This window comes from Microbacterium sp. zg-Y818 (assembly GCF_030246905.1).
Lineage (GTDB): Bacteria > Actinomycetota > Actinomycetes > Actinomycetales > Microbacteriaceae > Microbacterium.
This window is the reverse complement of record NZ_CP126741.1, coordinates 2594564-2617529: the sequence shown is the minus strand read 5'-3', so window position 1 is coordinate 2617529 and position 22966 is coordinate 2594564. Positions and strand designations below refer to the sequence as shown.

Sequence of the window (22966 nt, the reverse complement as noted above, 5' to 3'; positions counted from 1 at the left end):
GGGCTGGCGGCGTCACGGTGTGGTCGACACGGGGTCTGGAAAGATGGGGTGATGACCACTGCGCTGCCTCCGATCGCGATCCTCGGTGCCGGTTCCATGGGCGGCGCCGTGCTGCACGGTCTCGTGCGCTCGGGGCTCGCCCCCGTCGTCACGGTGACCAACCGCACGGGAGCGAAAGCCGCTGCCCTCGAGGGCCTCCCCGGCGTGACGAGCGTGGCCCTCGAACAGGCGCCGCACGGCAACGCCGAGGCCGCGGCATCTGCCGATATCGTGCTCATCGGCGTCAAGCCCGCAATGGTCCCCGACCTGCTGCGCGAGGTCGCCCCGCACCTGCGGCCCGGCACCATCGTGGTGAGCCTCGCGGCCGGGGTGACCCTTGCGACCTTCGAGTCGATCCTGGGGGAGGGGATGCCGGTGCTGCGCTCCATGCCCAACACCCCGGCTCTCGTCGGCAAAGCCGTCACCGGGCTCGCGGCCGGCACGAGTGCCGGACCCGCGGAGGTCGAGGTGGTGCGCCGGCTCTTCGAGACCGTCGGCGTCGTCATCGAAGTGCCCGAGGAGCAGATCGACCCGCTCTCGACGATCTCGGGCTCGGGGCCCGCGTACGTCTTCCTGCTCATCGAAGAGCTCACCCGGGCGGCCCAGGGCAAGGGCTTCGACGAGGCGTCGGCGCGGCTCATGGCCGAGCAGACCTTCATCGGCGCCACGGCCCTGCTCGAGGCGTCCGGCGAGGATCCGGCGGAGCTGCGGCGGCAGGTCACCAGTCCGAAGGGAACGACGGAGCGGGCGGTCGCCGTGCTGCAGGGCGCGGGGCTGGCCGCGCTCTTCGCCGAGGCGACCGATGCCGCCCTGGCGCGCGCCCGGGAGCTCGCCGCCGGATCCTAGCCGTCGACGCAGGCCCGCTCAGCGGGCGAGGGAGGCGAAGCGCTCGATGTCGGAGTTCGTCCCCGAGACGATGATGAGGTCGTGGTTCGTGACGACCGTGTTGGCCTCGGCGTAGCGGAACGGCTTTCCGGGACTCTTCACCCCGACCACGGTCACGCGGTACTTCGTCCGCACGCCCGACTCGTTCAGGCCAACGCCCCGGATGAATTTCGGCGGGTACATCTTGGCGAGCGCGAAGTCGTCGTCGAAGCGGATGAAGTCGAGCATGCGGCCGCTGACGAGGTGAGCCGTGCGCTCGCCGGCCTCGCGCTCGGGATAGACCACGTGGTTCGCGCCGACGCGGGCGAGGATCTTGCCGTGGGACTGCGATACGGCCTTCGCCCAGATCTGCGGGACCTTCAGATCGACGAGGTTCGCGGTGATCAGCACGGATGCCTCGATCGACGAGCCCGTCGCCACGATGGCCACCTGGAAGTCCTGCGCGCCGACCTGCTTCAGCGCGTCGATGTTGCGGGCGTCGGCCTGCACGGTGTGGGTGACCCGCTCGGACCACTTCTGCACGAGCTCGAGGTTCGCGTCGATCGCGAGGACCTCGCGGTCCAGGCGATCGAGCTCTCCCGCGCACGCGGCGCCGAATCGGCCGAGGCCGATGACGAGGACGGGGGCGTCGCCCCGGATCTGCTCAACCAACGATCGGCCTTTCCACGGGCATCGAGTACAGCTGTGAACGCGCCGTCGCGGCGACCGCCGCGGCGAGAGTCACTGTACCAATGCGGCCCATGAACATCGTGGCCGCCAGGACGTACGACGCCGAGTCCGGAAGCTCCGCGGTGAGACCGGTCGACAGCCCCACGGTGGCGAACCCCGAGATGACGTCGAAGAGCACCAGCTCGACCGGCGCCTTCGTGATCTGGGTGATGACGATGGTCGACAGCGCCACGATCGTCGCGCCCCACGCCACGACCGACAGCGCCACCCGCTGCACGTCGCTGGGGATGCGCCGCCCGAACGCCTCGACCTGCTGCCGCCCCTGGGCCTCGGACCACACCGCCAGGGCGAGCACCGCCAGCGTGGTGACCTTGATGCCGCCGGCGGTGGAGGCGGAGCCGCCGCCCACGAACATCAGCATCGAGCCTGCAATGAGCGATGAGCCGTTGAGCTCGCCGATGTCGATCAGCGAAAACCCGCCGGAGCGGGTCATCGCCGAGAGGAAGAGCGACTGGAAGGCCGTGTCCCAGGCATCCATCGACCCGAACGTCTTCGGGTTGAGATACTCCAGGATCACGAACACGACGGCGCCGGCGAAGAAGAGGGCCGTGGTCGTGATGAGCGTGAGCTTGGTGTGCAGCGACCAGCGACGGACGTGCCACGTGTGGCGCCACAGCGTGAAGATCACCGGGAAGCCGATCGATCCGAGGAAGACCCCCGCCATCAGCACCGAGAGCAGGAAGTAGTCGTTGGCGAAGGGCGTCAGGCCCTCGGGATTGGGCACGAAGCCGGTGTTGGTGAAGGACATCGCCGCGTAGTAGGGCGCCTCCCACAGCGCGGTGAGCGGATCGATGCCCGCGGCGATCAACGCCGGGTAGAGCAAAATGCTGAGGCCCGCTTCGATGATCAAGGTCGACAGGGCGACGGTCCTCAGCAGCTGACCGACTTCGCCAAGTCGCACCGTCTGTCCCTCGTTGACCGGCCCGCCGTGGGCCCGCAGCGGGTTCGAATCGCCGGCGGCGATGAGCTTGGCGCGTAGGCCCAGCCGCTTCGAGATCACGAGTCCCAGGATCGATGCCAGCGTCAGCACGCCGAGGGCGCCGACGTTCACTCCGATGTAGGTGATCACGTGGCCCAGCGGCGACCAGTGCGTCGCCATGTCCACCGTGGACAGTCCCGTCACGCAGATGGTGGAGACCGCGGTGAACAGCGCATCGGCGAGCGCGGTGCGCCTTCCATCCGCCGCTGCGGCGGGCAAGGAGAACAGGGCGGTGAAGATGAGGATGAGGACGGCGAAGATCAGCACGGCGAAGCGTGCCGGCGAGGAGGTGGTGAGGTCGCGAATCTCATCGCGCAGCCACCGCATTCCTGCGAGGGTGCGGAGCCGCGAAGGGCCGCCGACGTCGTGCCGCGCCATGCGGCGCCCTCCTCGCTCTCGGATCCGTGTCATGGTACTCCCCGAGACCCGCGGCTAACCTAGCTTCATGGCGGATATCTTCGACGTGATCGCCGACGGCACCCGTCGCGACATCCTGCAACTGCTGCTCTCGCGCTCGGCGAACGGGGAGCGAGGCGGCACGAGCGTCTCACGCATCGTGCAGGACCTCGGAGTCAGCCAGCCCACCGTGTCGAAGCACCTCAAGGTACTGCGCGAGGCGGGGCTCGTGTCGGTGCGCGAAGAGGGACAGCACCGCTACTACAGCCTGTCGACCGCTCCGCTGGACGCCGTCGACGACTGGCTCATGCCGTTCCTGCTCGAAGAGGAGACGGACGAGGCGCCCGTGCTCAACGACTCCGCTGCTCAGGCAGCCGACGCCGTCGGACGTGCGGCGGCCTCTGCCCGGCACGCGTTCGCCAGCGTGTTCAGCAAGATACCCGGCCGCTGATCCGCGGCATGGCCGGTGGTGCGCGGGAGCGGGGCCCGTAGCCGCCCACCGTGCGCAACGGCAACAGCAGGCACAACCGTTTACAGCCGTCCCAGCGGCGCCCTAGAGTGTGGGGGTCCAGCCTGAGGGGGAAACGATGGTGGAACTGTCCGACGTGCGATTCTTGACGGTCGCCGAGGTGGCCGAGCTGATGCGCGTCTCGAAGATGACGGTCTACCGCCTCGTCCACGCCGGGGAGCTGCCGGCTGTGCGCTTCGGCCGCAGCTACCGCGTGCCCGAAAGCGCCGTGCTCGACGCCCTGCAACGGCCCATCGCCGACGTCGGCTAGACTGATCCGAGGCATTTTCAACTTTTGCCCGATCCCGGGTTCGGTACCTCCGCACCCAGACCCCTGACATAGCGAGGTTTTCCGTGGGTTCAGTCATCAAGAAGCGCCGCAAGCGCATGGCGAAGAAGAAGCACCGCAAGCTGCTGCGTAAGACTCGCCACCAGCGCCGCAACAAGAAGTAAGCGGCATCCCGCACAAGCGCCCCCGACCGTTCTGCGCGTCGCAGGGGCGCTTCGTGTTCGAAAGGACCGTCATGAAGTCGATAACCGTCCAGCAGCTGCGCGACCGGCAGGATACGCCGCTGATCGACGTGCGCGAAGAGGACGAGTTCGCTGCGGGCCACGTGCCCGGCGCGGTGAACCTGCCCATGTCCCAGCTCGGCGGCCTGCTCGACCGTCTGCCGGACGAGCCCTTCGACGTCATCTGCCAGGCCGGCGGCCGTTCGGCGCAGGTGGTTTCCGCGCTCACCCAGCGCGGCTACGACGCCACCAACGTCGAGGGCGGCACCGGCGAGTGGATCGTGGCGGGCTTTCCCGTCGAGCGTTGACGTGACCACCGTCACGCTGCTCACGAAACCGGGATGCCACCTCTGCGACGTCGCCCGCGAGGTCATCGAGACGGTCGTCGCGGAGTTTCCCGAAGGGGATGTCGACGTGCAGGAGCACTCGATCCTCGACGACCCCGCCCTGCACGAGCTGTGGTGGGAGAAGATCCCGGTCGTGCTGGTCGATGACCGTCTGCACGCCCATTGGCGCGTCTCCCCGGAACGACTGCGCGCCGCGTTGACCGGGGAGGTCCCCAGATGATCCGTCACGTCGTGGCGTTCAAGCTCGCCGACACCGACCCCGCCGTCCGCGCGGTCCAAGCCGCCGAGGCGGCGCGCCGGCTCACCGCGCTCGTGGGCGTCGTCCCGTCGCTGCGGGCGATGAGCGCCGGGGCGAACGCGCTGGATCTACCCGGCAACTGGGAGCTCGTGCTGGTGGCGGACTTCGACGACGCTGCGGGACTCGACGCCTACCAGGTGCACCCCGCGCACGAGGAGGTCGCCGCTTTCATCGGCGGCATCCGCTCCGACCGCGTCGCGGTGGACTTCGAGGTCTGAGCGACTTCAGCCGTGCAGCCGGGCCGTGAGTCCGGCGAGCTCATCGTCGCTGAAGCCGCCTGAGCGCAGGTACGCGGCCGACCCGCCGCGACCGTCGACCCAGGCCAGTGCGGCTTCGATGGCCGATGCCGGCGCGCCCGCGATCAGTGCCGTCAGCGCAGGCGTCAGCGGAACGCCCATGCTCGTCACCGTGGCGAACATGCGATCCGCCCACGCCCCGGCCAGGCTCTGCTCGGACAGGGTGTAGTCGGCGACGATCGCGTCTCGCTGCACCCCGACGGCGTCGAGAATGAGGGCGACGGCGACGCCGGTGCGGTCCTTGCCCGCCGTGCAGTGCATCAGAACGCCCTGCGCGCGGTCCGTCGGCGCGGCGACCGCGCGTGCGGCCTCCGCGAAGGCCGTCGCGCCGTGCTCGAGCATGCTGACGTAGACCTCATCCAGCGTGGGCAGATGCTCCAGCGCGTCGGCGATCGCCTGCGCCGCGGCATCCGGGTCTCCCGACTGCCGACCCATCTGCATCGCCTGCTGGGCGAGTCCCGTGAGGGCGCCCTCCAGCAGCGGCAATTGGACGGTTCGGAACGACCGGCTGGCGGGCAGCCGGTTCGGAGCCATCTGCTGCTCGAACTGCGTGCGGAAGTCGACGAGCACCTCGATGTCGCTGCCGGCGAGCTGCTCGAGCCCGTCAGAAGTGAGACCGCTCAGCGCGTCGGAGCGGAACAGCACGTCCGGCGCGGTGGAGCCGCCTGTCGTCAACGGCATGCCGCCCACATCGCGGAAGTTGACTGTGCCGTCGAGGGTCTGGGTCATGCGGCGATCCTACTGGCGCCGTCGGGCGCCGGGTCGGGCCGCACCCATGACGGAGTGGCCCGACCCTCGCGGCTCAGTCGCGCGCGGTCGCCGTCGCCTCGACGGGCACCAGGTCCGGGCGGCGGTTGCGCACGAAGACGATCGCGATGACCGCGGCGACGGCCATCCCGACGGCGGCGGCGACGAACGTCGCGCTGTAGCCGTCGATGAGGGCGCTGGTGGCAGGGATGCCGGAGCCGTGCGGGCCCACCACGGCGGCGTACACCGCGGTGAAGACCGACAGTCCGATCGAGCCGCCGATCTGCATCGCCGAGTTCGCGGTCGCCGAGGCGACGCCGGCGTCGTGGGCCGGGACTCCGGCGAGGGCGAGGTTCTGCAGCGGCACGAAGATGAACGCCATGCCGAAGCCCATCACGATCAGAGCGGGCAGCACCTCCACGGCATAGGCGCCGCCGGTGATGCCCGAGAGCAGCAGCAGGCTCGCCGCCACCACGAGGGGGCCGGTGATCATGAGCGGGCGCGGCCCGATGCGGCCCAGCAACGTGGTGACGATCGGCGCCGTCAGCATGGTTGCCAGCGGCAGCGGGAGGCTCGCCAGACCCGCCGCCAGAGCCGACATGCCCAGCACGATCTGCAGGTGGAAGGTCAGGTACAGCGTCGCACCGATCATGACGCTGCCGGCGACTGCCTGGATGAGGAACGCTCCAGCGCGCACGCGGTCGGTGACGACGTGCAGGGGCAGCAGCGGGTTGCGCACGCGCGTCTCGATCCACACGAATAGCCCCAGAAGCACCACACCGGCGGCGAGGAACGCGATGGTCGACACATTGCCCCACCCGAACTCCGCGAGGCTGAAGCCGTAGACGAGCGCCCCGAGGCCCAGGGTCACCGTTACCGCGCCCCACACGTCGTAGCGGTTGTCGCCTTCGGCCCTGGACTCGCGCAGGAACAGCAGCGCGCCGACGATGCCGATCACAACGAACACCAGGTTCACCAGCAGGCACCACCGCCAGCTGAAGAACTCCGTCAGCACCCCGCCCAGAGCCAGCCCCACCGCGGCGCCCGCACCGGCCACGGTGCCGAACACGGCGAAGGCGGTGTTGCGTTCGCGGCCTGACGGGAACGTGACAGTCAGCAGCGCCAGGGCGGCGGGGGCGAGGAGAGCGGCGAAGACGCCCTGCAGCCCGCGCGCGAGGATCAGCTCGGTGCCCGTCTGCGCGAGACCGCCCCAGAGCGACGCGATGCCGAAACCCACCATGCCCACCATGTAGGTGCGCTTGCGGCCCCAATAGTCGGCGACGCGGCCACCGAGCAGCAGCAGCGCCCCGAAGGCGAGGGCGTACGCGGTGACGACCCACTGGCGGGCGCTGTCGGTGAGGTCGAGAGCCGCCTGCGCCTGGGGCAGCGCGATGTTGACGATGGTGCCGTCCAGCACGACCACGAGCTGGGTCATCGACAGTACCGCCAGAGCCCACCAGCGGGTGCGCCCGGACATGGATGAAGACATGGAAAAACCTCCGGAGGTCTGGGTGAGAGATGCCGGAGGTTTCGAGCCTCGGACCGCAGGCGAGAGCCGTGCGACCACCTCGCGCAGGGGGCGAGCGAACCCCCAGTTTACCCTCCGCCGGCTCCGGGACGCCGCCATCGGCCCCCCTAGTCGCGCTCCCTGGTCGTCACTATGCTCACCGCCATGACGGTCACAGAACATGCCACAGACAGCAGACCGCACCACCCCACCCCCGCGTTCGCGCAACCCAAACTGATCCTGTTCGTCTTCCTCGGCGGCATGGTCGGCGTCGCAGCGCGACTCGGCCTGACCGTCGCGATCCCCGAGCAGCGGGGGGACGAATGGGCTGTGCTCACGGCCAACCTGCTCGGTCCCTTCCTCCTGGGATTCCTTCTCACCGCGCTCGCCTCGCGCACGCCGGAGACCCCCGGCCGGCGTGACTTCCGGCTCTTCGCCGGCACCGGCATCATGGGCGGGTTCACCACCTACAGCTCGCTCGCCACCAACAGCGCGCTGCTGGTGGAGACCGACGGTTTCATCGGCGTCGCGTACGCCCTCGGCACGCTCATCGGCGGCATCCTCACCGCCTTCATCGGCATCTGGCTGGCAGGCGTGCTCTTTCCGCCGCGACCCGCCCCCGCGAAGAAGGGCGGTGCGTCATGACCTTCGGCGTCTTCCTCTTGGCCGTCGTCGGCGGCGGCTTGGGAGCTGCGATCCGCTTCGTCACCGACGGCCTCATCATGCGCCGTGTGACCTCGGGCTACCCGTGGGGCACGTTCGTCATCAACTCCGTCGGCTCCCTCTTGCTGGGATTTCTCACCGGACTGTCGGATTCCTCTGTGCTGGATGCCGCATGGCTCACGATCCTCGGCGGTGGAGTGATGGGTGGGTTCACCACCTTCAGCACCGCCATGGTCGACACCGTGCACATGCTGCAGAAGCGCACGTACGGACGCTTCCTCGCCAACTCGCTGGGGATGCTGATCCTCACGGTGCTGCTGGCCGTCGTAGGGCTGGCGATCGGCCGAGCCCTGTGACACGCCGGGGGCGGTGACGCGCCGATGCCCACCGCACCGCCGCCGCCGCCCCCGCCGTCCCGACAGCGTCAGCGGGCGCGGGCGCAGCCGGAGCGGACGGTCATCGCCTGCCTGCTGATCGTCACCTTCGGCACCGGTGTGGTGGATGCGCTCAGCTGGATCTCCCTCAGCGGCGTCTTCACGGCGAACCAGACCGGCAACGTGCTGATCATCGGAATGGGGATCGTCGGTGCCGGCGGCAGCCACTGGTTCCCCTCCCTGTTCGCGCTCTGCTGGTTCTTGGTCGGCGCCGGGATCGTCGGTCGTCTGACCCGGCACGCCCCGCCCGGCTGGAGCGGGAGCGCGACCGCGGTGTTCGCCGCCGTCACCGTCACGCTGACCCTTGTGGCGGTCGTCGCCATGGTGTGGCCGCCTGAGCGGCAGGACGCCGCGGCCTTCGCCGCCGAGGCGGCTCTCGCCGCCGCGATGGGGGCGCAGGGAGCGACGGCGATGCGCCTTGCAGTGCCTGGGCTGGTGACCGTCGCCGTCACGAGCGCCACCGTCGGGGTGGGCATGAGCATCTTCCTCGGCCTGGCGGCGCGCGGCACAGGCGTGCTCCACCGGGTGGGCGCGATTGTGCTGCTGTGCGCCGGCGCCTTCGTCGGGGCGCTGCTGTCGCGCCATGGGCTCGCGCCCGGTCTGTTCGTCGCCGCCGCCGCCTGCTGCGTCGCCACAGTCCTCGGCCACCGCCGTGTGAGAGGAGCCGTCTGATGGAAGCGTTCTGGATCGTTCTGGGCATCGTGGTGCTGGCGGCGACGCTGCTCGACGTCTTCCTCAGCGTGCTCAACTACGACGAGGCGGGGCTGTTCGTCCACCGCATCGTGCGGTGGGAGTGGCTGCTCATCCGCGCCGTCACGCGGCGGATCCGCCGGCGCTGGCGTCCGGTGGCGCTGCGGCAGGTGACCGGTCTGCTCATCGTGGCGTCGATCCTCTGGTGGGTCACGGGCATCATCCTCGGGTTCTCCTTCATCTACTACGGGGCGATGCAGACCGGAGCCCTGCAGATCTCCACGGGCGTGCCGAAGGACTACTGGGGGGCGCTGTACCTGAGCGTCGGGCAGTTCTCCACGGTCGGCGTCGACAACATCTCGCCCGGCGGGCCAGTCCTGGACCTGCTGACGGTGAGCGAGGCGATGGTCAACGTGCTGCTGCTGTCGTTCATCATCGCCTTCCTCAGCAACGTCTACGGCGTCGTCCAGTCGCTGCGGGCACTGTCGTCGAACTTCTTCCACGCCGGGCATGGGGTCGTCGCACCCGTGGACACCCTCGCCCCGTTCTTCCCCGATGGCCAGGCGCGCGGCCTGGACGGCCAGCTGGGTGCCATCGCCGACTCGCTCGGCGCCTACTCCGACGGCCTGTCGCAGAATCCCGTCGCCTACTACTTCCAGAGCGGGCGCGATCAGTTCTCGCTGCCCTTCGCGCTGTACATGACCTCCGGGGTGATCGGCGCTCTCCGGTGGGGGCTGCCGACGGGCAGCGACCCCGCGAAGGAGCCGGGGCTCGCCCGCTTGACCGAGCAGTTCTACGACCTGCGGGCCGCGCTGCTGCGCATGCTGGGACGCGTCGCGCCGCAGAACCCCGAGCCGGTCTCGGCAGAGGACTTCGCCGCGGCCATGGCCGTTCTGCACCGTGGCGGCCGTGCCGCCAAGCTCGACCCGTGGGTGGTGCGGTTCTTCACGGTGCAGCAGCGCATCGGTGCGCTCGTTGCCCCCGCTGCCGACGCGGCGCCGACGGATGACGACGGTGCCGACGCGGCTCCGTCGGATGCGGATGCGGGTGCGGCGGCGCAGCGCTCTGCCGACCTCGGGACGGCCGACGCCTACCGGCGGTACGTGCAGTGGCTGCCGTTCGAGCTGCAGTCGCAGTGGCTGCTGGCGCTGGTGTCGAGGGACCTCGACTACCAGCCCGTGTACCGGGGCACGGCGGCAACGCCCGACGGCATCCCTCTGGACGAGGCGACCCCGGCCGAGCTGTTCGCCGCCCCGGACGTCGGCGCGCGGGTCCCGGTTCTGGCGGCGCCGGTCGAGGGCGATCCTGGTCGCCGGCCGTCGCGGCTGACTCGCTGGCTGCGCCGTCGACACCTGTTCATCGACCCCGGCTGGGCGCGTCTGGTCGATGCGCTCCGCACCCTGGCGGCGGTGGTCGTCGCGCTGGCGGTGGTGATCCCGTTGTCGCAGGTACTCGGGCCGGGCGACCAGAGCGGTGCAGTGTTCGCCGCGATGGTGGCGCTTTTCACGACGCCCGCGGCCGCGGCGCAGGCCGCGCCCGCCGCGCGCACGGTGCGTGCCCTCGTCTCGATCATCCCGGTGTCGCTCGCCGTCGTGCTCGGGGCACTGCTGTCGGCGGACCAACCCGTCATCGTGGTGTCGATGGCGCTCGCCGCGGGACTCGCCGTCTGGCTGCAGCGCTTCGGCCCGCGGGTGGGAGCGATGGGAAAGCTGTTCTTCCTGATCTTCTACTTCAGCCTGCTCGTGCACCTGTCGTCGCAGGACGTCCTCTTCTCGCTGCTCGCGGCGATCATCGGCCTCGCGGCGAGCTGGCTGGTGCAGGCGATCCCCGGCGCGCCGCCGTCTCGGCAGGTGCACGGCGGCATCGCGGCAGTGTACGAGCGCATCGAGGACCTGCTCGACACGCTCGTCGACCTCGTGTCCAGCGGTCGAGCCGACAGACGCCTGGTGCGTGAACTGCGCTCAGCCCGCACCGCGCTGGAGCACACGGTCGATGACATCAACGGGCCGCTCGAGCGGATGTCGGGGGATCAGATGAATCCGATGCGGATGCGCGTGCTGCGCATGCGCATCTTCGACGTGCAGCTGGCGGCGGAGAATCTGCTGACGCTGCTGCCGGTCGTCCCCAGCATCACGATCACGGTCGACGAGCGCGCGCGCCTCGCCGGCGACCTCGTCGCCACGAGCGCCGAGATCTCGGCCTTCCGCGGCTCGGCCGCGCCGCCGGAGCGTTCGCGCAAGGACTCGGAGCTGCCCCCAGGGCTCACCGGCGAGGTGCGGCGGGTGCTGTTCGCGATCATGCAGCTGCGATACGCCGCCGAGCGCCTGCGCCGCGTGCAGCTGGCCGATGACAAGGCGCTGGAGTCCTTCGCAGAAGTCGAGGCGGACCGGGCCCCCACCCCCGATGCCGCGCAGAAGCCGGGCGTCCCAGCCCACCCGTCCGCGGCGCCGCATGGGACGGGTGGGCTGCGGCCGACCGACCGGCAGGCCGCCCAGGCGACGGTCGCGACGGGGCTCGCGCTGCTCCTCGGGTCGCTGGTCTCGTCGACGCATCAGTACTGGGCGGCCATGCCGGCCTTCCAGACGATCAGCGGCTCCGACGGGGAGACCCGGGTCAAGAGCATCCAGCGGATCATCGCGACCGTCGCCGCCTCGGCTATCGCGTTCGGGCTGGCGATCGTCGCGGGGCACGATCCGGTCTGGGCCTACCCGCTGCTGATCGTGAGCGTCTTCTTCGTGGCGTTCACCCGCGCCATCTCGCCGGCGGCGATGGTGTTCTGGGTCACGCTGGGCCTGGCGACCATGTACGACGTGATGGGAACGCTGAGCGTGGAGACCGTGCAGGCGCGCATGCTCGAGACGCTCGTCGGGGGCGTGGTCGCCATCGTGATCTCGGCGTTATTGCTGCCCACCCGTACCGGGTCGCAGGTCGTGGCGGGCATGACGTCGGCGGTGGGTCGGGCGCGGGCGCTGCTGTCGGATCTGCTCGCCCCGCGGCTGGGGGAGGAGGCGCTGACCCGACAGCAGGTCGCCGAGCGTGAGCGCGAGCTGGGCGACCTGCTGCGAGCGCTGGAGACGCGGGCGGCTCCGTTGCGCCGTGACCCCGGCTCGCTGCGCGCCGACGGCATCGAAGCGCAGCTGACGGCACTGTGGTCGGTGCTCGACTACGAGCGGCGGCTGGGGCGCACTCTCGTGCGTCTACCGCGGGCGGACGGCGCCGCCGACACCGCGCAGTGGTCGCGGCTCGCGCAGATGTCCGACGAGAACTTCGCGGCCGTCCAGGAGGTGCTGCGGGGTGCGCTGCCCAGCAGACTGCATCCTCTCGCCGATCTCGCGCTCGACCCCGGAAAGGGTGAGGGTCCCGAGGCGGACGCACACGTCCAGCTGACGCGCCTGAACCAGTCGGTGCTCGCACTGATCGAGTCGATCCGTCCGGGCACAGTGGACCCTCCCGACGGGCCGGGCACGCAGGTTCCCGCCGATCCCGACCGCCGCCACCGCCGCGGCCGCGCGTCGCGCTGACCCGGCTCAGTGCACGGCCGCGGGCTTGGGCGGCACGGGAATGTGCGTGCGCGGCGTGCTGACGGCGAGCCCGGCGATGAGCACGCCGGCCGCCACCAGCACCGCCCACACCCACCCGCCCATGTCGTCGAACGCGGTCGCGTCCGATGATGTGCCTGCGACGGCGAGGATCGATCCGGCGCCGGCGATGCCCAGCAGCTGACCGGCCTGCTTGGACGTGGAGATGAAGCTCGACGCCAGTCCGGACTCCTCGGTGGGCAGCTCCGAGAGCGCGGTTACGCTGACGGGATCGGCGATGAGGCCGAACCCGAACCCGAACACGAAGTACGGCAGGAACACCGTCCACAGCGGGGCGCTCTCGGTCAGCCACAGCCCAGCAGAGCCGACGGCGAGGAGCGTTCCGCTGATGATGAGTGCGGCGCGCGAATGCTGGTGTGCGACGAATCGGGCGGCCAGGAGGGCGGATGCGGTGGCGCCGGCGGCCAGGGGGATCGTCATGAGGCCCGCCTGCGTGGCGTTCAGCCCGCGCTCGGACTGCAGATAGAAGGTGTTGACGAACAGCAGCGCTGCGAGTGCCAGGTACCCGGCCACCGCCATCGTCAGCGCGGTGACGAACGGCCGGTCGGTCAGCAGATGCAGGGGCAGCAGCGGATCCTGCCGACGGCGCTCGTACGGCACGAGCGCGACCAGCGACAGCAGGGCGACGGCGATCGCCGCGAGCACGGGCACGGAGGTCCATCCCAGGTGCACGCCCTCGATCAGGGTGAACGCGAGGGCGGCGAGGAAGAGGGTCAGCAGGATCTGGCCGACGCCGTCCAGGCGCGCAGGGTGCTGCGCGCGGGATTCGCGCAGGAGGACGAGCGCGAGTACCGACGCCACCACCCCCAGAGGCACGCCGGCCCAGAACACCGAGGTCCAGCCGAGATCCTTCACGAGCAGTCCGCCGAGGATCGGGCCCGCCGCCAGCGACGCCGTGCCGATGGTGGTCCACCACATCACCGCGACGGCGCGCTGCGCGCGCTGCGGAAACGCCGCTGCCAGAAGCGACAGGCCGGCGGGTGCGATGAGCGCACTGCCGGCGCCCTGGATGACCCGTCCGACGACGAGCAGGCCCACCGACGTGCTCAGGGCGCAGACGACCGAGCCCACGATCATCACCACGTTGCCCATCACGAGCACGCGTCGTCGACCGATGCGATCTGCCAGGTTTCCGGCGAAGATCAGCAGGCTCGCGAGCGTCAGCACGTAGGCGCTCACGACCCACTGCAGCGAGTCGATTCCGGCGCCCAGATCCCGCGAGATATCGGGCAGCGCGATATTGGCGACGCTGCCGTAGACGGTGTGCAGGAACTGCGAAAGGCAGCAGACGACGATCAGCCAGCCGCCCGCGACACTCCCTGATTTCACCATGCCGCCCCCGTTCGAGGCCTCGACTATAGCCCCGCCGACGGGGCCTGCCCAGTGGTCCTGCGACACGGTCGCAGGTGGTGCGGATCGTGCAGGAGGGGGCCTGTTCAGGTCTTCCCGGGCGTGTAAGGCTGACGCCCTATCGACGCCCCACGCACACACGTCGGAGCGCGTCCTCTCTCAATCGGATGTCAGGAGCTGCAATGGACCTCACGCCACGCGAGATCGACAAGCTGTACGTCTACCAGGTCGCGGAACTCGCGCGACGCCGCCGAGATCGCGGCACGAAGCTCAACGTCAGTGAGGCGATCGCCCTCGTGACGGAGGGGGTTCTCGAAGCCGCCCGTGACGGCAAGACCGTCTCGGACTGCATGGAGCTGGGAAAGAAAATCGTCACGGTCGACCAGTGCATGCCCGGCGTCCGTGAACGAGTCACGCTTCTGCAGGTCGAAGCGACATTCCCCGACGGCACGAAACTGGTCTCCTGCCACGACCCCATCGGCGGCTGAGGAGATGACGGGCGCCACCGGAGTGCAGATCGTCCTCGTCGGCGGGCACGAGAGCGACGACGCGCGCGACCTCGAGCGGTTCGAGCCGCTCGTGGACGGCGCGCGCACCACGGTCGCGGGCCGGGCGCTGCACAACATCGTCAGCGCCGCGCTCGACCACGGCGACCCCGTCGTGGTGCTCCCGATGACCTTCGGGCGGGACCCCGCCATGGTCGCCGACGCGGCCAAGACGCTCCGCTGGCTGAACCGTACGCACGCTGGGCGGATCGCGCTGACCGCCCCCTTCGGGCAGATCGACCATCTCACAGCCTGGCTGCGCACCGCGGCCAATCGGGCGAGTCTCGTCGATCCGGCATCCGCTCTGCTCATCGTCGCGCCGCACTCCAACCCGTTCGACGAAGCGGAGCTGCACCGCGTGGGCTATCTCGTCGCCACGCACGGAGCGCTCGACGAGGTGGCGGTGGCGATCGCCGACGACGGCGCACAGCTCTCCGCGGCAGCGGCGCGGCTGCGCCGGCTCGGCGCGACGCGCGTCGTGGCGGTTCCTGCGGGATTCGCCGCCTCGCTGCCCGCCGCAGACGTCGAATTCGGCGGCCCGGTGATGAGCGACGCGTCGATCGTGCGGGTGATCGGCACCCGGGTGCGCGACGCGCTCGCCGCCCTCGATGCCGGCGACGACGGCATCGACACGGGGCTCCTCGCCGACCACGGCCACGGGTACGCCCACTCGCACGCGTTCGAGGAGGAGGCTCACACCCACCCGCATCCGCACGACCACGCCGACGGAACGCGGCACTCCCACACGCACGGGGGCCTGCACGCCCACGTGCTGCACCATCACGACAGCGACGCGTTGGCGCTCTCCGACGCGCACCACGACCACGACCACTGAGTCGTAACCGGAGGGAACATCATGCTCAGCAGACGCCCCAGCTACCACCACGGTGCCGACACCATCGAGATCAACGAGGGCCGGCCCTCGGCGACGATGAATGTCACGAACACCGGCGACCGGCCGGTGCAGATCGGCTCGCACTTCCACTTCTTCGAAGTCAACTCCGCCATGCTCTTTCCGCGTGAGCAGGCATGGGGCATGCACCTGGACATCCCCGCCGGCAGCGGGGTGCGTTTCGAACCAGGAGAGACCAAGCAGGTCACCCTGGTCGCCTTCGCCGGTGCCCGCCGCGTCGTGGGGTTCAACGGGTTCGTCAACGGCGGCCTCGATGCGGCGCAGACCAAGGCCGACGCTATGAGGATGCTCGCCGAGCGCGGGTACCAGAACGGCGAGGCCGACAGCGGCGGGAATGCGAGCCCGGCGACGGCGAAAAAGTCGTCTGGTAACGCAAAAGCAGACAACAAGGCATCCGGAAGCAAGAAGGGGAGCAAGTAGCCATGGCCATCATCTCCAAGAAGCAGTACACCGACCTCTTCGGTCCGACCGTCGGCGACCGCGTGCCTCTGGCAGACACGAACCTCGTCATCGAGATCGAGAAGGACTACGCCGCTGACAGCTACGGCGACGAGGTCGTGTACGGCGGCGGCAAGTCCGCCCGCGACGGCATGGGATCAGACCCCCAAGCCAGCTCCTCGCAGGGATCGCTCGACCTCGTGATCACGAACGTGATCGTGATGGATGCCATCCTCGGCATCGTCAAAGCAGACATCGGCGTGCGGGACGGCAAGATCGCCGGCATCGGCAAGTCCGGCAACCCGCAGACGCAGAAGGGCGTCGATCCGCACCTCGTCGTCGGCCCCGGCACCGAGGTGATCGCCGGTGAGCACCTCATCGCGACCGCCGGAGCGATGGACCCGCACGTGCACTTCATCTCCCCGCAGCAGGTGTACAACGCGCTGTCCAACGGCATCACCACGCTCTTCGGCGGTGGGACCGGCCCGACCGACGGCACCAACGGCACGACCTGCACACCGGGCACGTGGAACATCCACCGCATGCTGCAGGCATGGGACGACCTCCCCATCAATGTGGGCATCCACGGCAAGGGCAACAGCTCGCTGCCGCAGGCGCTCATCGACCAGGTGGAAGCCGGCGCGGGTGGGCTGAAGGTGCACGAGGACTGGGGAACGACTCCGGCCGCCATCGACATGGCGTTGCAGATCGCCGACGAGTACGACATCCAGGTCGCCATCCACACCGACAGCCTGAACGAGTCGGGATTCGTGGAGAACACCATCTCGGCGATCAATGGCCGGACGATCCACACGTACCACACCGAGGGTGCCGGCGGTGGACACGCCCCGGACATCATGAAGATCGCGGGGCAGTCCAACGTGCTGCCGTCCTCGACGAATCCCACCCTGCCCTACACGGTCAACTCCGTCGACGAGCTGCTGGACATGGTGATGGTGTGCCACCACCTCTCGTACGACGCCCCGGAGGACGTCGCGTTCGCCGACTCCCGGGTGCGCGCCGAGACGATCTCGGCAGAGACCGTGCTGCAGGACATGGGCGTCATCTCCATGTTCTCGTCGGACTCGCAGGCCATGGGCCGTATCGGCGAGTCGGTGACGAGGGCGTTCCAGACGGCGCACCACTGCAAGGACAAGCGCGGCAAGCTGCCGGAGGATGCCGAGGACAACGACAACTTCCGGGTGCTGCGGTACCTCGCGAAGGTGACGATCAACCCCGCGATCACCCACGGCATCTCGGACTACGTCGGCTCGCTCGAGCCGGGCAAGATGGCCGACATCGTGCTGTGGCCGGTGGACACGTTCGCGGCGAAGCCGAAGGTGGTCATCAAGGGCGGCCTGATCAACTGGGGTCTGATGGGCGACCCCAACGCCTCGCTGCCCACGCCCCAGCCGGTGTACTTCCGGCCGGCGTTCGGTGCCCTGCCGCAGCCGCTGCACGCGACGCGGGCGACGTTCGTGTCGAAGGTGTCGATCGAGAAGGGGGTGCCGGAGATGCTCGGGCTGAAGAGCCAGATCCTCCCGGTGCGCAACACCCGATCGATCGGCAAGAGCAGCATGGTGCGCAACAGCGAGACCCCGGAGGTCACGGTCGATCCGGAGACCTACCGGGTGTCGCTGGATGGGGTCCCGGCAGAGATCGAACCGGCCCAGGCGCTGCCGCTGACCCAGCTGTTCTTCCTCGCATGATCGCCCCGATATGACGATCACGACCACGAGTGCGGGGTCGGCGGTGGCACCGCTGCTGGTCGGCCTGCAACTGACCGACTCCGCATTCCCCAGTGGCTTCTACACGATGTCGCACGGCCTGGAGGGATTCCACCAGGCCGGGCTCGTGGATGCCGGCACGGTGGGCGACCTGCTCGAGGACCTGTTGATCTCCTCTGTGGGGCCGGGGGACGCCACGGCGCTCGCTCGGGCGCACGGATGTGCGTCCCGCGGCGAGTGGGATGCCGTGGCCGAGGTCGACCGGGTGCTGTACGCGTCGAAGCTGAACGCGGAGCTGCGCACGTCCAGCGTGCGCAGCGGAAGGCAGCTGGCCGACATCACCGCGGAGATCTTCGAGGGGACGCCTGGTGCCGACGACATCGCGGCCTGGGCCGCCCGGGTGAAGCAGCGCCGCACGCCGGGCTGCCAGCCCGTCGTGACGGCGGTCTGCTACGCGGCGGAACGGGTGCCCATCGCCGCGGCGGTGGCGGCGGACCTCTTCGCCTTCGCGGCGAGCTACGCGTTCGCCGCTCTGCGCCTGCGCCTGGCCGACCACCGGTCGGCGCAGGTGATGATCCGGCGGGTGCACCCGGTCATCGAGGCGGTGACCGAAGACGCGCTGGTGCGCCCGGTCGCCGACATCGGCGGCTTCGTGCCGATGGGCGACATCATGTCGGCCGGCCACGAGCGTGCCGAAGCGCGACTGTTCACCAACTGAGATCCCACGAATGCAAAGAAAGAGGAACCCCATGAGCGACAACGTTCTGCGCGTCGGAATCGGCGGCCCCGTCGGGTCGGGGAAGACGGCGCTCACCGAGGCGCTGGTGCCCATCTTCATCGCCGCCGGCCGCACCCCGGGCGTCATCACCAACGACATCTACACCCAGGAGGACGCCCACCACGTGCGGCGGGAACTCGCCGGCATCCTCGACCCTGAGCGCGTCGTGGGCGTCGAGACGGGCGCGTGCCCTCACACCGCGGTGCGCGACGACCCCACGATGAACCTCGCCGCGGGTGAGGAGATGCTCGAGCGCTTCCCCGACATCGACACCCTGATCTACGAGTCCGGGGGCGACAATCTGACGCTGACCTTCTCGCCGTCGCTGGCGGACGTGTTCGTGTTCGTGCTGGACACCTCGGAGGGGGAGAAGATGCCGCGCAAGCGCGGTCCCGGCATCACCGAGAGCGACATCCTGGTGATCAACAAGATCGACATCGCGCAGTATGTGCGCACCGATCTGTCGGTCATGGAACGCGACGCCCACGCGGTGCGAAACGGCAAGCCGGTGGTGCTCACCAACTCGCTCGACGGCACCGGGGTGCAGGAGCTCTTCGACACCATCATGTCGGTGTGGCACGCGAAGACGGGCGAACTGGTCTCGTGACCGATCTCGAGGTGGGCGAGGTGGATGCCGAGTCGTCGTCGCCGACGCCGGAGGCGGCGCCGCTGTACGGCGGGCCGCGGCTGCAGCCCGCCCACTTCGAGCCGGCGCACGTGCCGATCGAGGTGGCCCGCTACGGCACCGAGAGCTACACGCTGCCCGTGGGGAGCCCCGGCAAAGTCGGCATCCTCGAACTCGGATTCGAGCTGCGCGGACAGGGCGACTCCCAGCGCACGGAGCTGGTGCATCACTACCAGAAGGCTCCGCTGCAGATCATGAAGCCGCTGTATTACAACACCTTGCGGCCCGACATGCCGTACACGTACCTCATCACGACCGGCGGCGGCGTGCTGCACAACGACCGGCAGCGCATGGACCTCACTTTCGGCGAGGGAACCTCAGCCTTCATCACGACCCAGGCGCACACGAAGGTGTACCGCATGGTCTCGGGCTACGCCACGTCGATCATCAACATCGACGTCGCCGAGGGTGCGTATGTCGAGTACCTCCCCGACCCGCTCATCCCCTACGCGAACTCGCGCTTCTACCAGCACCTGACGGCGCGCGTTCATCCGGATGCCACCCTGCTGGTCGGCGAGACGGTGTACGCCGGCCGCCTGACGCGAGGTGAGCGCTACGCCTTCGATGCATACGCGAGCGACCTCGAGGTTCGCCGTCCCGACGACCACGGCGGCGAGCCCGTCGCCATCGACCGCGTGCGGCTGGTGCCGCGCGACGGTCGCGTCGGCGGCGACGCGGTGCTCGGCGGCCGCGACATCGTGTCGTCGCTGTACGTCGTGACCCCGCTCCAGCCCGCCGCGCGGGTGGCGGCGGCACTGCACGATGCCGTGGCGAAGGTGGTCGCGGCATCCTCCGACGACAGTGTCCGCTTCGGGGTCAGCGTCTTGCCGGCGGATGCCGGCGCGTGGCTGCGCTACGCAGGCGATGACACCGTCACGTCGCTCGCCGCGCAGACGGGCGCAGCGGCTGCGGTGCACGAACTGCTCACCGGGCGGCCGGCGCCGCTCGTCAGGAAATGATAAATCGGCAGGGAGGATCGTCATGACCGATACGCAGACCGAGAAGCGCGGTTCCGCGAGCCAGTGGGGCCTCGGGTTTCTCCACGGCCCGTCACAGATCTACTTCCAGCAGAACGTCATCACCGGCATCCTCGTGCTCGCCGCCTTCGTCATCGCGGACTGGCGCATGGGGGTGCTCGCAGCGATCGGTGCCGTCGGGGGGATGCTCGGTGGGCGCGCCGTGGGCTTCCCCCCCAGCAGCGTCGCGTCGGGTATGCAGTCCTTCTGCGGCACCCTTGTGGGTGCCGCCGTCTTCGCCGCGCTGGGTGGCGACGCGTGGTGGTCGTACGTGCTCGCCTTCGTCGGCGCTCTCGTGACCGGGCCGGTCACATGGCTGGTCAACGCGCTTTTCACCAAGACGCCGCTGAAGGTCTACAACCTGCCGTACACGACGGCGCCGTTCGTCATCGTCGCCACGATCATCGCTCTGTCGACGCTGAGCCTCGCGGTCGATTCGCCGGCATCCGACCTGCCCGACGAGCCCGTGCCGGCATTCTTCCTGTCCCTGTTGACGAACGTGTCGCAGGTCGTGCTGGTGGACAACCCCATCAGCGGCGCGCTGATTCTCGTCGGACTGTTCATCGCGAGCTGGAAGGTGGGGCTGGCAGCGATCATGGGATCGGTCGTCGGCACGCTCACCGCCATCGCCATGGGCGAGTCGTGGAGCGAGATCGCAAACGGCCTGGCCAACTACTCGGGAGTGCTGACCGCCATCGCCCTTGCGGTGACGTTCCTGAAGAGCTCCACCGCGTCGTGGCTGTACTCGCTGCCGTGGATCGTGGTGACGGCTGTGGTGACCCTCCTCATGCACCGCGCGGGGCTGGACACCTACACCTGGCCGTACATCCTGACCACCTGGGTGGCACTGATCGTTGCGCACTACATGTCGGGGTTGAAGCGCACCTGACCGGTGTCACCGCCCTCCGTGTTCTCTTGGGGGTAGAGGATCCCGTGGGGCGGTGACACCATGTGGGCATGGCAGAGGCGGGCGTGGGTCTCGAGCACGGTGAGTTGCACGCGGCCGCCCGTGGCGACGACGTTCTGGCCGCCATCAGCGCGCTGCGCATGCGCGGGGAGCGGGTCACCGCACCCCGGCGCGCGGTGCTGACCGTGCTGGCCGCGCGCGCCGACCACCTGACCGCCGATGAGGTCGCGAACCTTCTCGGTGAGGGGGACGTGCACCGCGCCACGGTGTACCGCACGCTCGACCTGCTGGCGGCATCCGGTGTCGTCTCACGCCAGCACGCGGCGAGCGGCGCCGCGCGGTATCACCTCGCCACGACCGCTGCCGGGCGCCGGCACCTTCACGGCCAGTGCGCCGAATGCGGCGCCGTGGTCGTGCTGCCGCCCGAGGCCATGCGCACTGCCGCCCGCATGCTGCGCACCATGGTCGGCTTCAGCCTGGCGCTCGATCAGAGCACGCTCGTCGGCCGGTGCGCGGCCTGTGCGGCGACCCGCCGTGGTCCCTCGGTGTGAGTGAGCGGGCTCAGGGAGCCAGGCGCGTGGGTCCGCGGAAGAGGTAGGTGACCTCGCGGATCGAGTCCTGCCCGAGCAGCAGCATCAGCACGCGGGCCAGGCCCATGCCGAAGCCACCGTGCGGCGGGGCACCGTAGCGGAAGAAGTCGAAGTAGAACTCGAGGTGCTCGGGCTCCAGGCCCTTCTCGCGGGCCTGCTCGATCAGCACGTCGACGCGGTGCTCGCGCTGTGCGCCGGTGGTGATCTCCACGCCCTTGAACAGCAGGTCGTAGGACTTCGTCAGCCCTGTCTGCTCGTCGCGCATGTGGTAGAAAGCGCGGATCTCGGGGTGGTAGTCGGTGATGAAGACGAACTGGTGACCGTAGGTCTCCTCGACGTACGCCGAGATCTGGCGCTCGCCCTCGGGGTCGAGGTCGCCGTCTGTGCGGGGGATCTCGTAGCCGCGGCTCTTCACGATCTCGCGGGCCTCGGCCAGCGGAATGCGGGGGAACGGGATCGCAGGCACCTGCACCTCGATGCCGAACAGCTCCTCGATCTCGGCGCCGTGCTTGTCCTTGACCGCCTGGATCGCCGTCTGCAGCAGCTCCTCCTGCATCGCGGCGACGTCCTCGTGCGAGTCGATCCAGCTGATCTCGGCGTCGATCGAAGTGAACTCGGTCGCGTGGCGGCTGGTGAAGGACGGGTCGGCGCGGAAGGCGGGGGCGATCTCGAAGATCTTGCCGAAGCCGGCGACCTGGGCCATCTGCTTGAAGAACTGCGGCGACTGCGCGAGGTACGCGGTCTTGTCCTCGAAGTACGGCACCTCGAACAGCTCGGCGTTGGACTCCGACGCCGACGCCATGAGCTTGGGGGAGTGCACCTCGATGTAGTCCCGCTCGATCCAGTACGAGCGCATCGCGTGCTCGAGGGTCGTCTGCACGCGGAAGATGAGGTTGTTGCGGCGCTGGCGCAGGTCGAGGAAGCGCCAGTCCATGCGCTTGTCCATGCCGCTGTCGGCGGCGATGGGGGTCTCGGGGAGAGCTGCGGATGCCACCTCGAGCGAGCCGATCTTGATCTCGACGCCGCCGAGCTTGACGCGCTCGTCGTGCTTCAGCTCGCCGGTCACGGTCAGGAAGGTGCCCGTGGTCAGCTCCGAGATGAGCGAGGTCAGTGCCAGCTTGTCGGCATCCGGCTCTGGCGCGTCGACCGCGTCGGCGGCGGGCGGACGGGTGGCCGGGTTGACCAGCTGCACCGCCCCCGTCTCGTCGCGCAGGATGACGAACTGCACCTTCTTCTGATCGCGGACCGTCTCGACCCATCCGGATACCGAGACGGGTCCATCGGGGAGACCCTGCAGCTGCTGGACGAGAACGCGTTCACTCACAAAGAGTCAGTCTACGTGGGCCGGGCCCGAGTCCAATCGCGGCATTCGGGGCCTTCCTCCAGGTTT

26 protein-coding genes are annotated in these 22966 nt (G+C 69.4%); 20 read left to right on the top strand and 6 right to left on the bottom strand.

All coding sequences use genetic code 11. The features are described 5' to 3' along the window. The first annotated feature begins 51 nt into the window (after nt 1–51). A complete protein-coding gene (gene proC / locus QNO21_RS12390) occupies nt 52–885 on the top strand; it encodes a pyrroline-5-carboxylate reductase (protein ID WP_257518160.1) in 834 nt (277 codons plus the stop codon). Nucleotides 886–903: 18 nt separating this feature from the next. Here proC and QNO21_RS12385 read toward each other — a convergent pair whose 3' ends face one another. Together QNO21_RS12385 and QNO21_RS12380 are read right to left on the bottom strand one after the other, a co-directional pair. Continuing rightward, nucleotides 904–1575: a potassium channel family protein gene (locus QNO21_RS12385; protein WP_257514398.1), complete on the bottom strand. Its 672-nt coding sequence runs from the start codon at nt 1573–1575 to the stop codon at nt 904–906. Then, nucleotides 1568–2959 (bottom strand): TrkH family potassium uptake protein, encoded by a 1392-nt coding sequence (locus tag QNO21_RS12380; protein ID WP_257518391.1) that lies wholly within the window; start codon nt 2957–2959, stop codon nt 1568–1570. Before QNO21_RS12380 ends, QNO21_RS12385 begins: the two co-directional genes overlap by 8 nt. A gap of 118 nt (nt 2960–3077) precedes the next feature. On the opposite strand from QNO21_RS12380, the gene QNO21_RS12375 reads away from it, so the two are divergent. The 6 genes from QNO21_RS12375 to QNO21_RS12350 all read left to right on the top strand — a co-directional run bounded on the left by QNO21_RS12375 (nt 3078) and on the right by QNO21_RS12350 (nt 4909). Then, the gene (locus tag QNO21_RS12375) at nt 3078–3479 is read left to right on the top strand and encodes an ArsR/SmtB family transcription factor (RefSeq protein WP_257514399.1); all 402 of its coding nucleotides are present in this window, start codon (nt 3078–3080) and stop codon (nt 3477–3479) included. 136 nt (nt 3480–3615) lie between these two features. Beyond that, a complete protein-coding gene (locus tag QNO21_RS12370) occupies nt 3616–3807 on the top strand; it encodes a helix-turn-helix domain-containing protein (RefSeq protein WP_257514400.1) in 192 nt (63 codons plus the stop codon). Nucleotides 3808–3890: 83 nt separating this feature from the next. Further along, on the top strand, nt 3891–3989 hold the full coding sequence (locus tag QNO21_RS12365) for a 30S ribosomal protein bS22 (protein WP_003792170.1): 99 nt from the start codon (nt 3891–3893) through the stop codon (nt 3987–3989). A gap of 71 nt (nt 3990–4060) precedes the next feature. Then, nucleotides 4061–4354, top strand: coding sequence for a rhodanese-like domain-containing protein (locus QNO21_RS12360; RefSeq protein WP_257518159.1), 294 nt, complete (start codon nt 4061–4063; stop codon nt 4352–4354). Between the two features lies 1 nt (nt 4355). Beyond that, nucleotides 4356–4613: a glutaredoxin family protein gene (locus QNO21_RS12355; protein ID WP_257518158.1), complete on the top strand. Its 258-nt coding sequence runs from the start codon at nt 4356–4358 to the stop codon at nt 4611–4613. Continuing rightward, on the top strand, nt 4610–4909 hold the full coding sequence (locus QNO21_RS12350; protein ID WP_257514403.1) for a Dabb family protein: 300 nt from the start codon (nt 4610–4612) through the stop codon (nt 4907–4909). Before QNO21_RS12355 ends, QNO21_RS12350 begins: the two co-directional genes overlap by 4 nt. Nucleotides 4910–4915: 6 nt before the next feature. Here the strand turns inward: QNO21_RS12350 and QNO21_RS12345 are convergent, their stop codons facing one another. Together QNO21_RS12345 and QNO21_RS12340 are read right to left on the bottom strand one after the other, a co-directional pair. Beyond that, nucleotides 4916–5716 carry a tyrosine-protein phosphatase gene (locus QNO21_RS12345; protein WP_257518157.1) on the bottom strand — a complete coding sequence of 267 codons (801 nt, stop codon included), beginning with the start codon at nt 5714–5716 and terminating at the stop codon, nt 4916–4918. Between the two features lie 73 nt (nt 5717–5789). Then, entirely contained in the window at nt 5790–7223 is a 1434-nt protein-coding gene (locus tag QNO21_RS12340) for an MFS transporter (protein WP_257518156.1), read from the bottom strand. 183 nt (nt 7224–7406) lie between these two features. Between QNO21_RS12340 and QNO21_RS12335 the strand changes: the two genes are divergently transcribed. From QNO21_RS12335 to QNO21_RS12320, 4 genes are read left to right on the top strand one after another with little or no spacing between them, the layout of a single operon-like run. Beyond that, nucleotides 7407–7886 (top strand): fluoride efflux transporter FluC, encoded by a 480-nt coding sequence (locus QNO21_RS12335; RefSeq protein WP_257517363.1) that lies wholly within the window; start codon nt 7407–7409, stop codon nt 7884–7886. Beyond that, entirely contained in the window at nt 7883–8260 is a 378-nt protein-coding gene (locus QNO21_RS12330) for a fluoride efflux transporter FluC (protein WP_257518155.1), read from the top strand. Before QNO21_RS12335 ends, QNO21_RS12330 begins: the two co-directional genes overlap by 4 nt. A 24-nt stretch (nt 8261–8284) precedes the next feature. Then, nucleotides 8285–9010, top strand: coding sequence for a YoaK family protein (locus QNO21_RS12325; protein WP_257518154.1), 726 nt, complete (start codon nt 8285–8287; stop codon nt 9008–9010). Further along, on the top strand, nt 9010–12549 hold the full coding sequence (locus QNO21_RS12320) for an FUSC family protein (RefSeq protein ID WP_257518153.1): 3540 nt from the start codon (nt 9010–9012) through the stop codon (nt 12547–12549). The genes QNO21_RS12325 and QNO21_RS12320 overlap by 1 nt, the downstream gene beginning before the upstream one ends. A 6-nt stretch (nt 12550–12555) precedes the next feature. On the opposite strand, the gene QNO21_RS12315 is transcribed toward QNO21_RS12320, so the two are convergent. Further along, complete coding sequence (locus QNO21_RS12315; RefSeq protein WP_257517080.1) at nt 12556–13959, bottom strand: MFS transporter; 1404 nt, start codon at nt 13957–13959, stop codon at nt 12556–12558. A gap of 200 nt (nt 13960–14159) precedes the next feature. Here QNO21_RS12315 and QNO21_RS12310 point away from each other — a divergent pair, with 200 nt between their 5' ends. The 9 genes from QNO21_RS12310 to QNO21_RS12270 all read left to right on the top strand — a co-directional run bounded on the left by QNO21_RS12310 (nt 14160) and on the right by QNO21_RS12270 (nt 21537). Then, nucleotides 14160–14465 carry an urease subunit gamma gene (locus QNO21_RS12310; protein ID WP_257516827.1) on the top strand — a complete coding sequence of 102 codons (306 nt, stop codon included), beginning with the start codon at nt 14160–14162 and terminating at the stop codon, nt 14463–14465. Nucleotides 14466–14469: 4 nt separating this feature from the next. Beyond that, nucleotides 14470–15357 (top strand): hypothetical protein, encoded by an 888-nt coding sequence (locus QNO21_RS12305; RefSeq protein ID WP_257518152.1) that lies wholly within the window; start codon nt 14470–14472, stop codon nt 15355–15357. 21 nt (nt 15358–15378) lie between these two features. Continuing rightward, the gene (locus QNO21_RS12300; RefSeq protein WP_257518151.1) at nt 15379–15855 is read left to right on the top strand and encodes an urease subunit beta; all 477 of its coding nucleotides are present in this window, start codon (nt 15379–15381) and stop codon (nt 15853–15855) included. A gap of 2 nt (nt 15856–15857) precedes the next feature. Further along, nucleotides 15858–17582 carry an urease subunit alpha gene (gene ureC / locus QNO21_RS12295; protein WP_257518150.1) on the top strand — a complete coding sequence of 575 codons (1725 nt, stop codon included), beginning with the start codon at nt 15858–15860 and terminating at the stop codon, nt 17580–17582. A gap of 10 nt (nt 17583–17592) precedes the next feature. Then, on the top strand, nt 17593–18318 hold the full coding sequence (locus QNO21_RS12290) for an urease accessory protein UreF (protein ID WP_257518149.1): 726 nt from the start codon (nt 17593–17595) through the stop codon (nt 18316–18318). 31 nt (nt 18319–18349) lie between these two features. Continuing rightward, nucleotides 18350–18985, top strand: coding sequence for an urease accessory protein UreG (gene ureG, locus QNO21_RS12285; RefSeq protein ID WP_257493787.1), 636 nt, complete (start codon nt 18350–18352; stop codon nt 18983–18985). Next, nucleotides 18982–20022, top strand: a complete 1041-nt coding sequence (locus QNO21_RS12280) for an urease accessory protein UreD (protein WP_285178394.1) — start codon at nt 18982–18984, stop codon at nt 20020–20022. The genes ureG and QNO21_RS12280 overlap by 4 nt, the downstream gene beginning before the upstream one ends. Before the next feature lie 22 nt (nt 20023–20044). Further along, nucleotides 20045–20968, top strand: a complete 924-nt coding sequence (locus QNO21_RS12275; protein ID WP_257514849.1) for an urea transporter — start codon at nt 20045–20047, stop codon at nt 20966–20968. 68 nt (nt 20969–21036) lie between these two features. After that, the gene (locus QNO21_RS12270) at nt 21037–21537 is read left to right on the top strand and encodes a Fur family transcriptional regulator (protein WP_257518147.1); all 501 of its coding nucleotides are present in this window, start codon (nt 21037–21039) and stop codon (nt 21535–21537) included. A gap of 10 nt (nt 21538–21547) precedes the next feature. Here the strand turns inward: QNO21_RS12270 and aspS are convergent, their stop codons facing one another. Then, nucleotides 21548–22900 (bottom strand): aspartate--tRNA(Asn) ligase, encoded by a 1353-nt coding sequence (aspS, locus tag QNO21_RS12265; protein WP_257518146.1) that lies wholly within the window; start codon nt 22898–22900, stop codon nt 21548–21550. Nucleotides 22901–22966 lie beyond the last annotated feature (66 nt).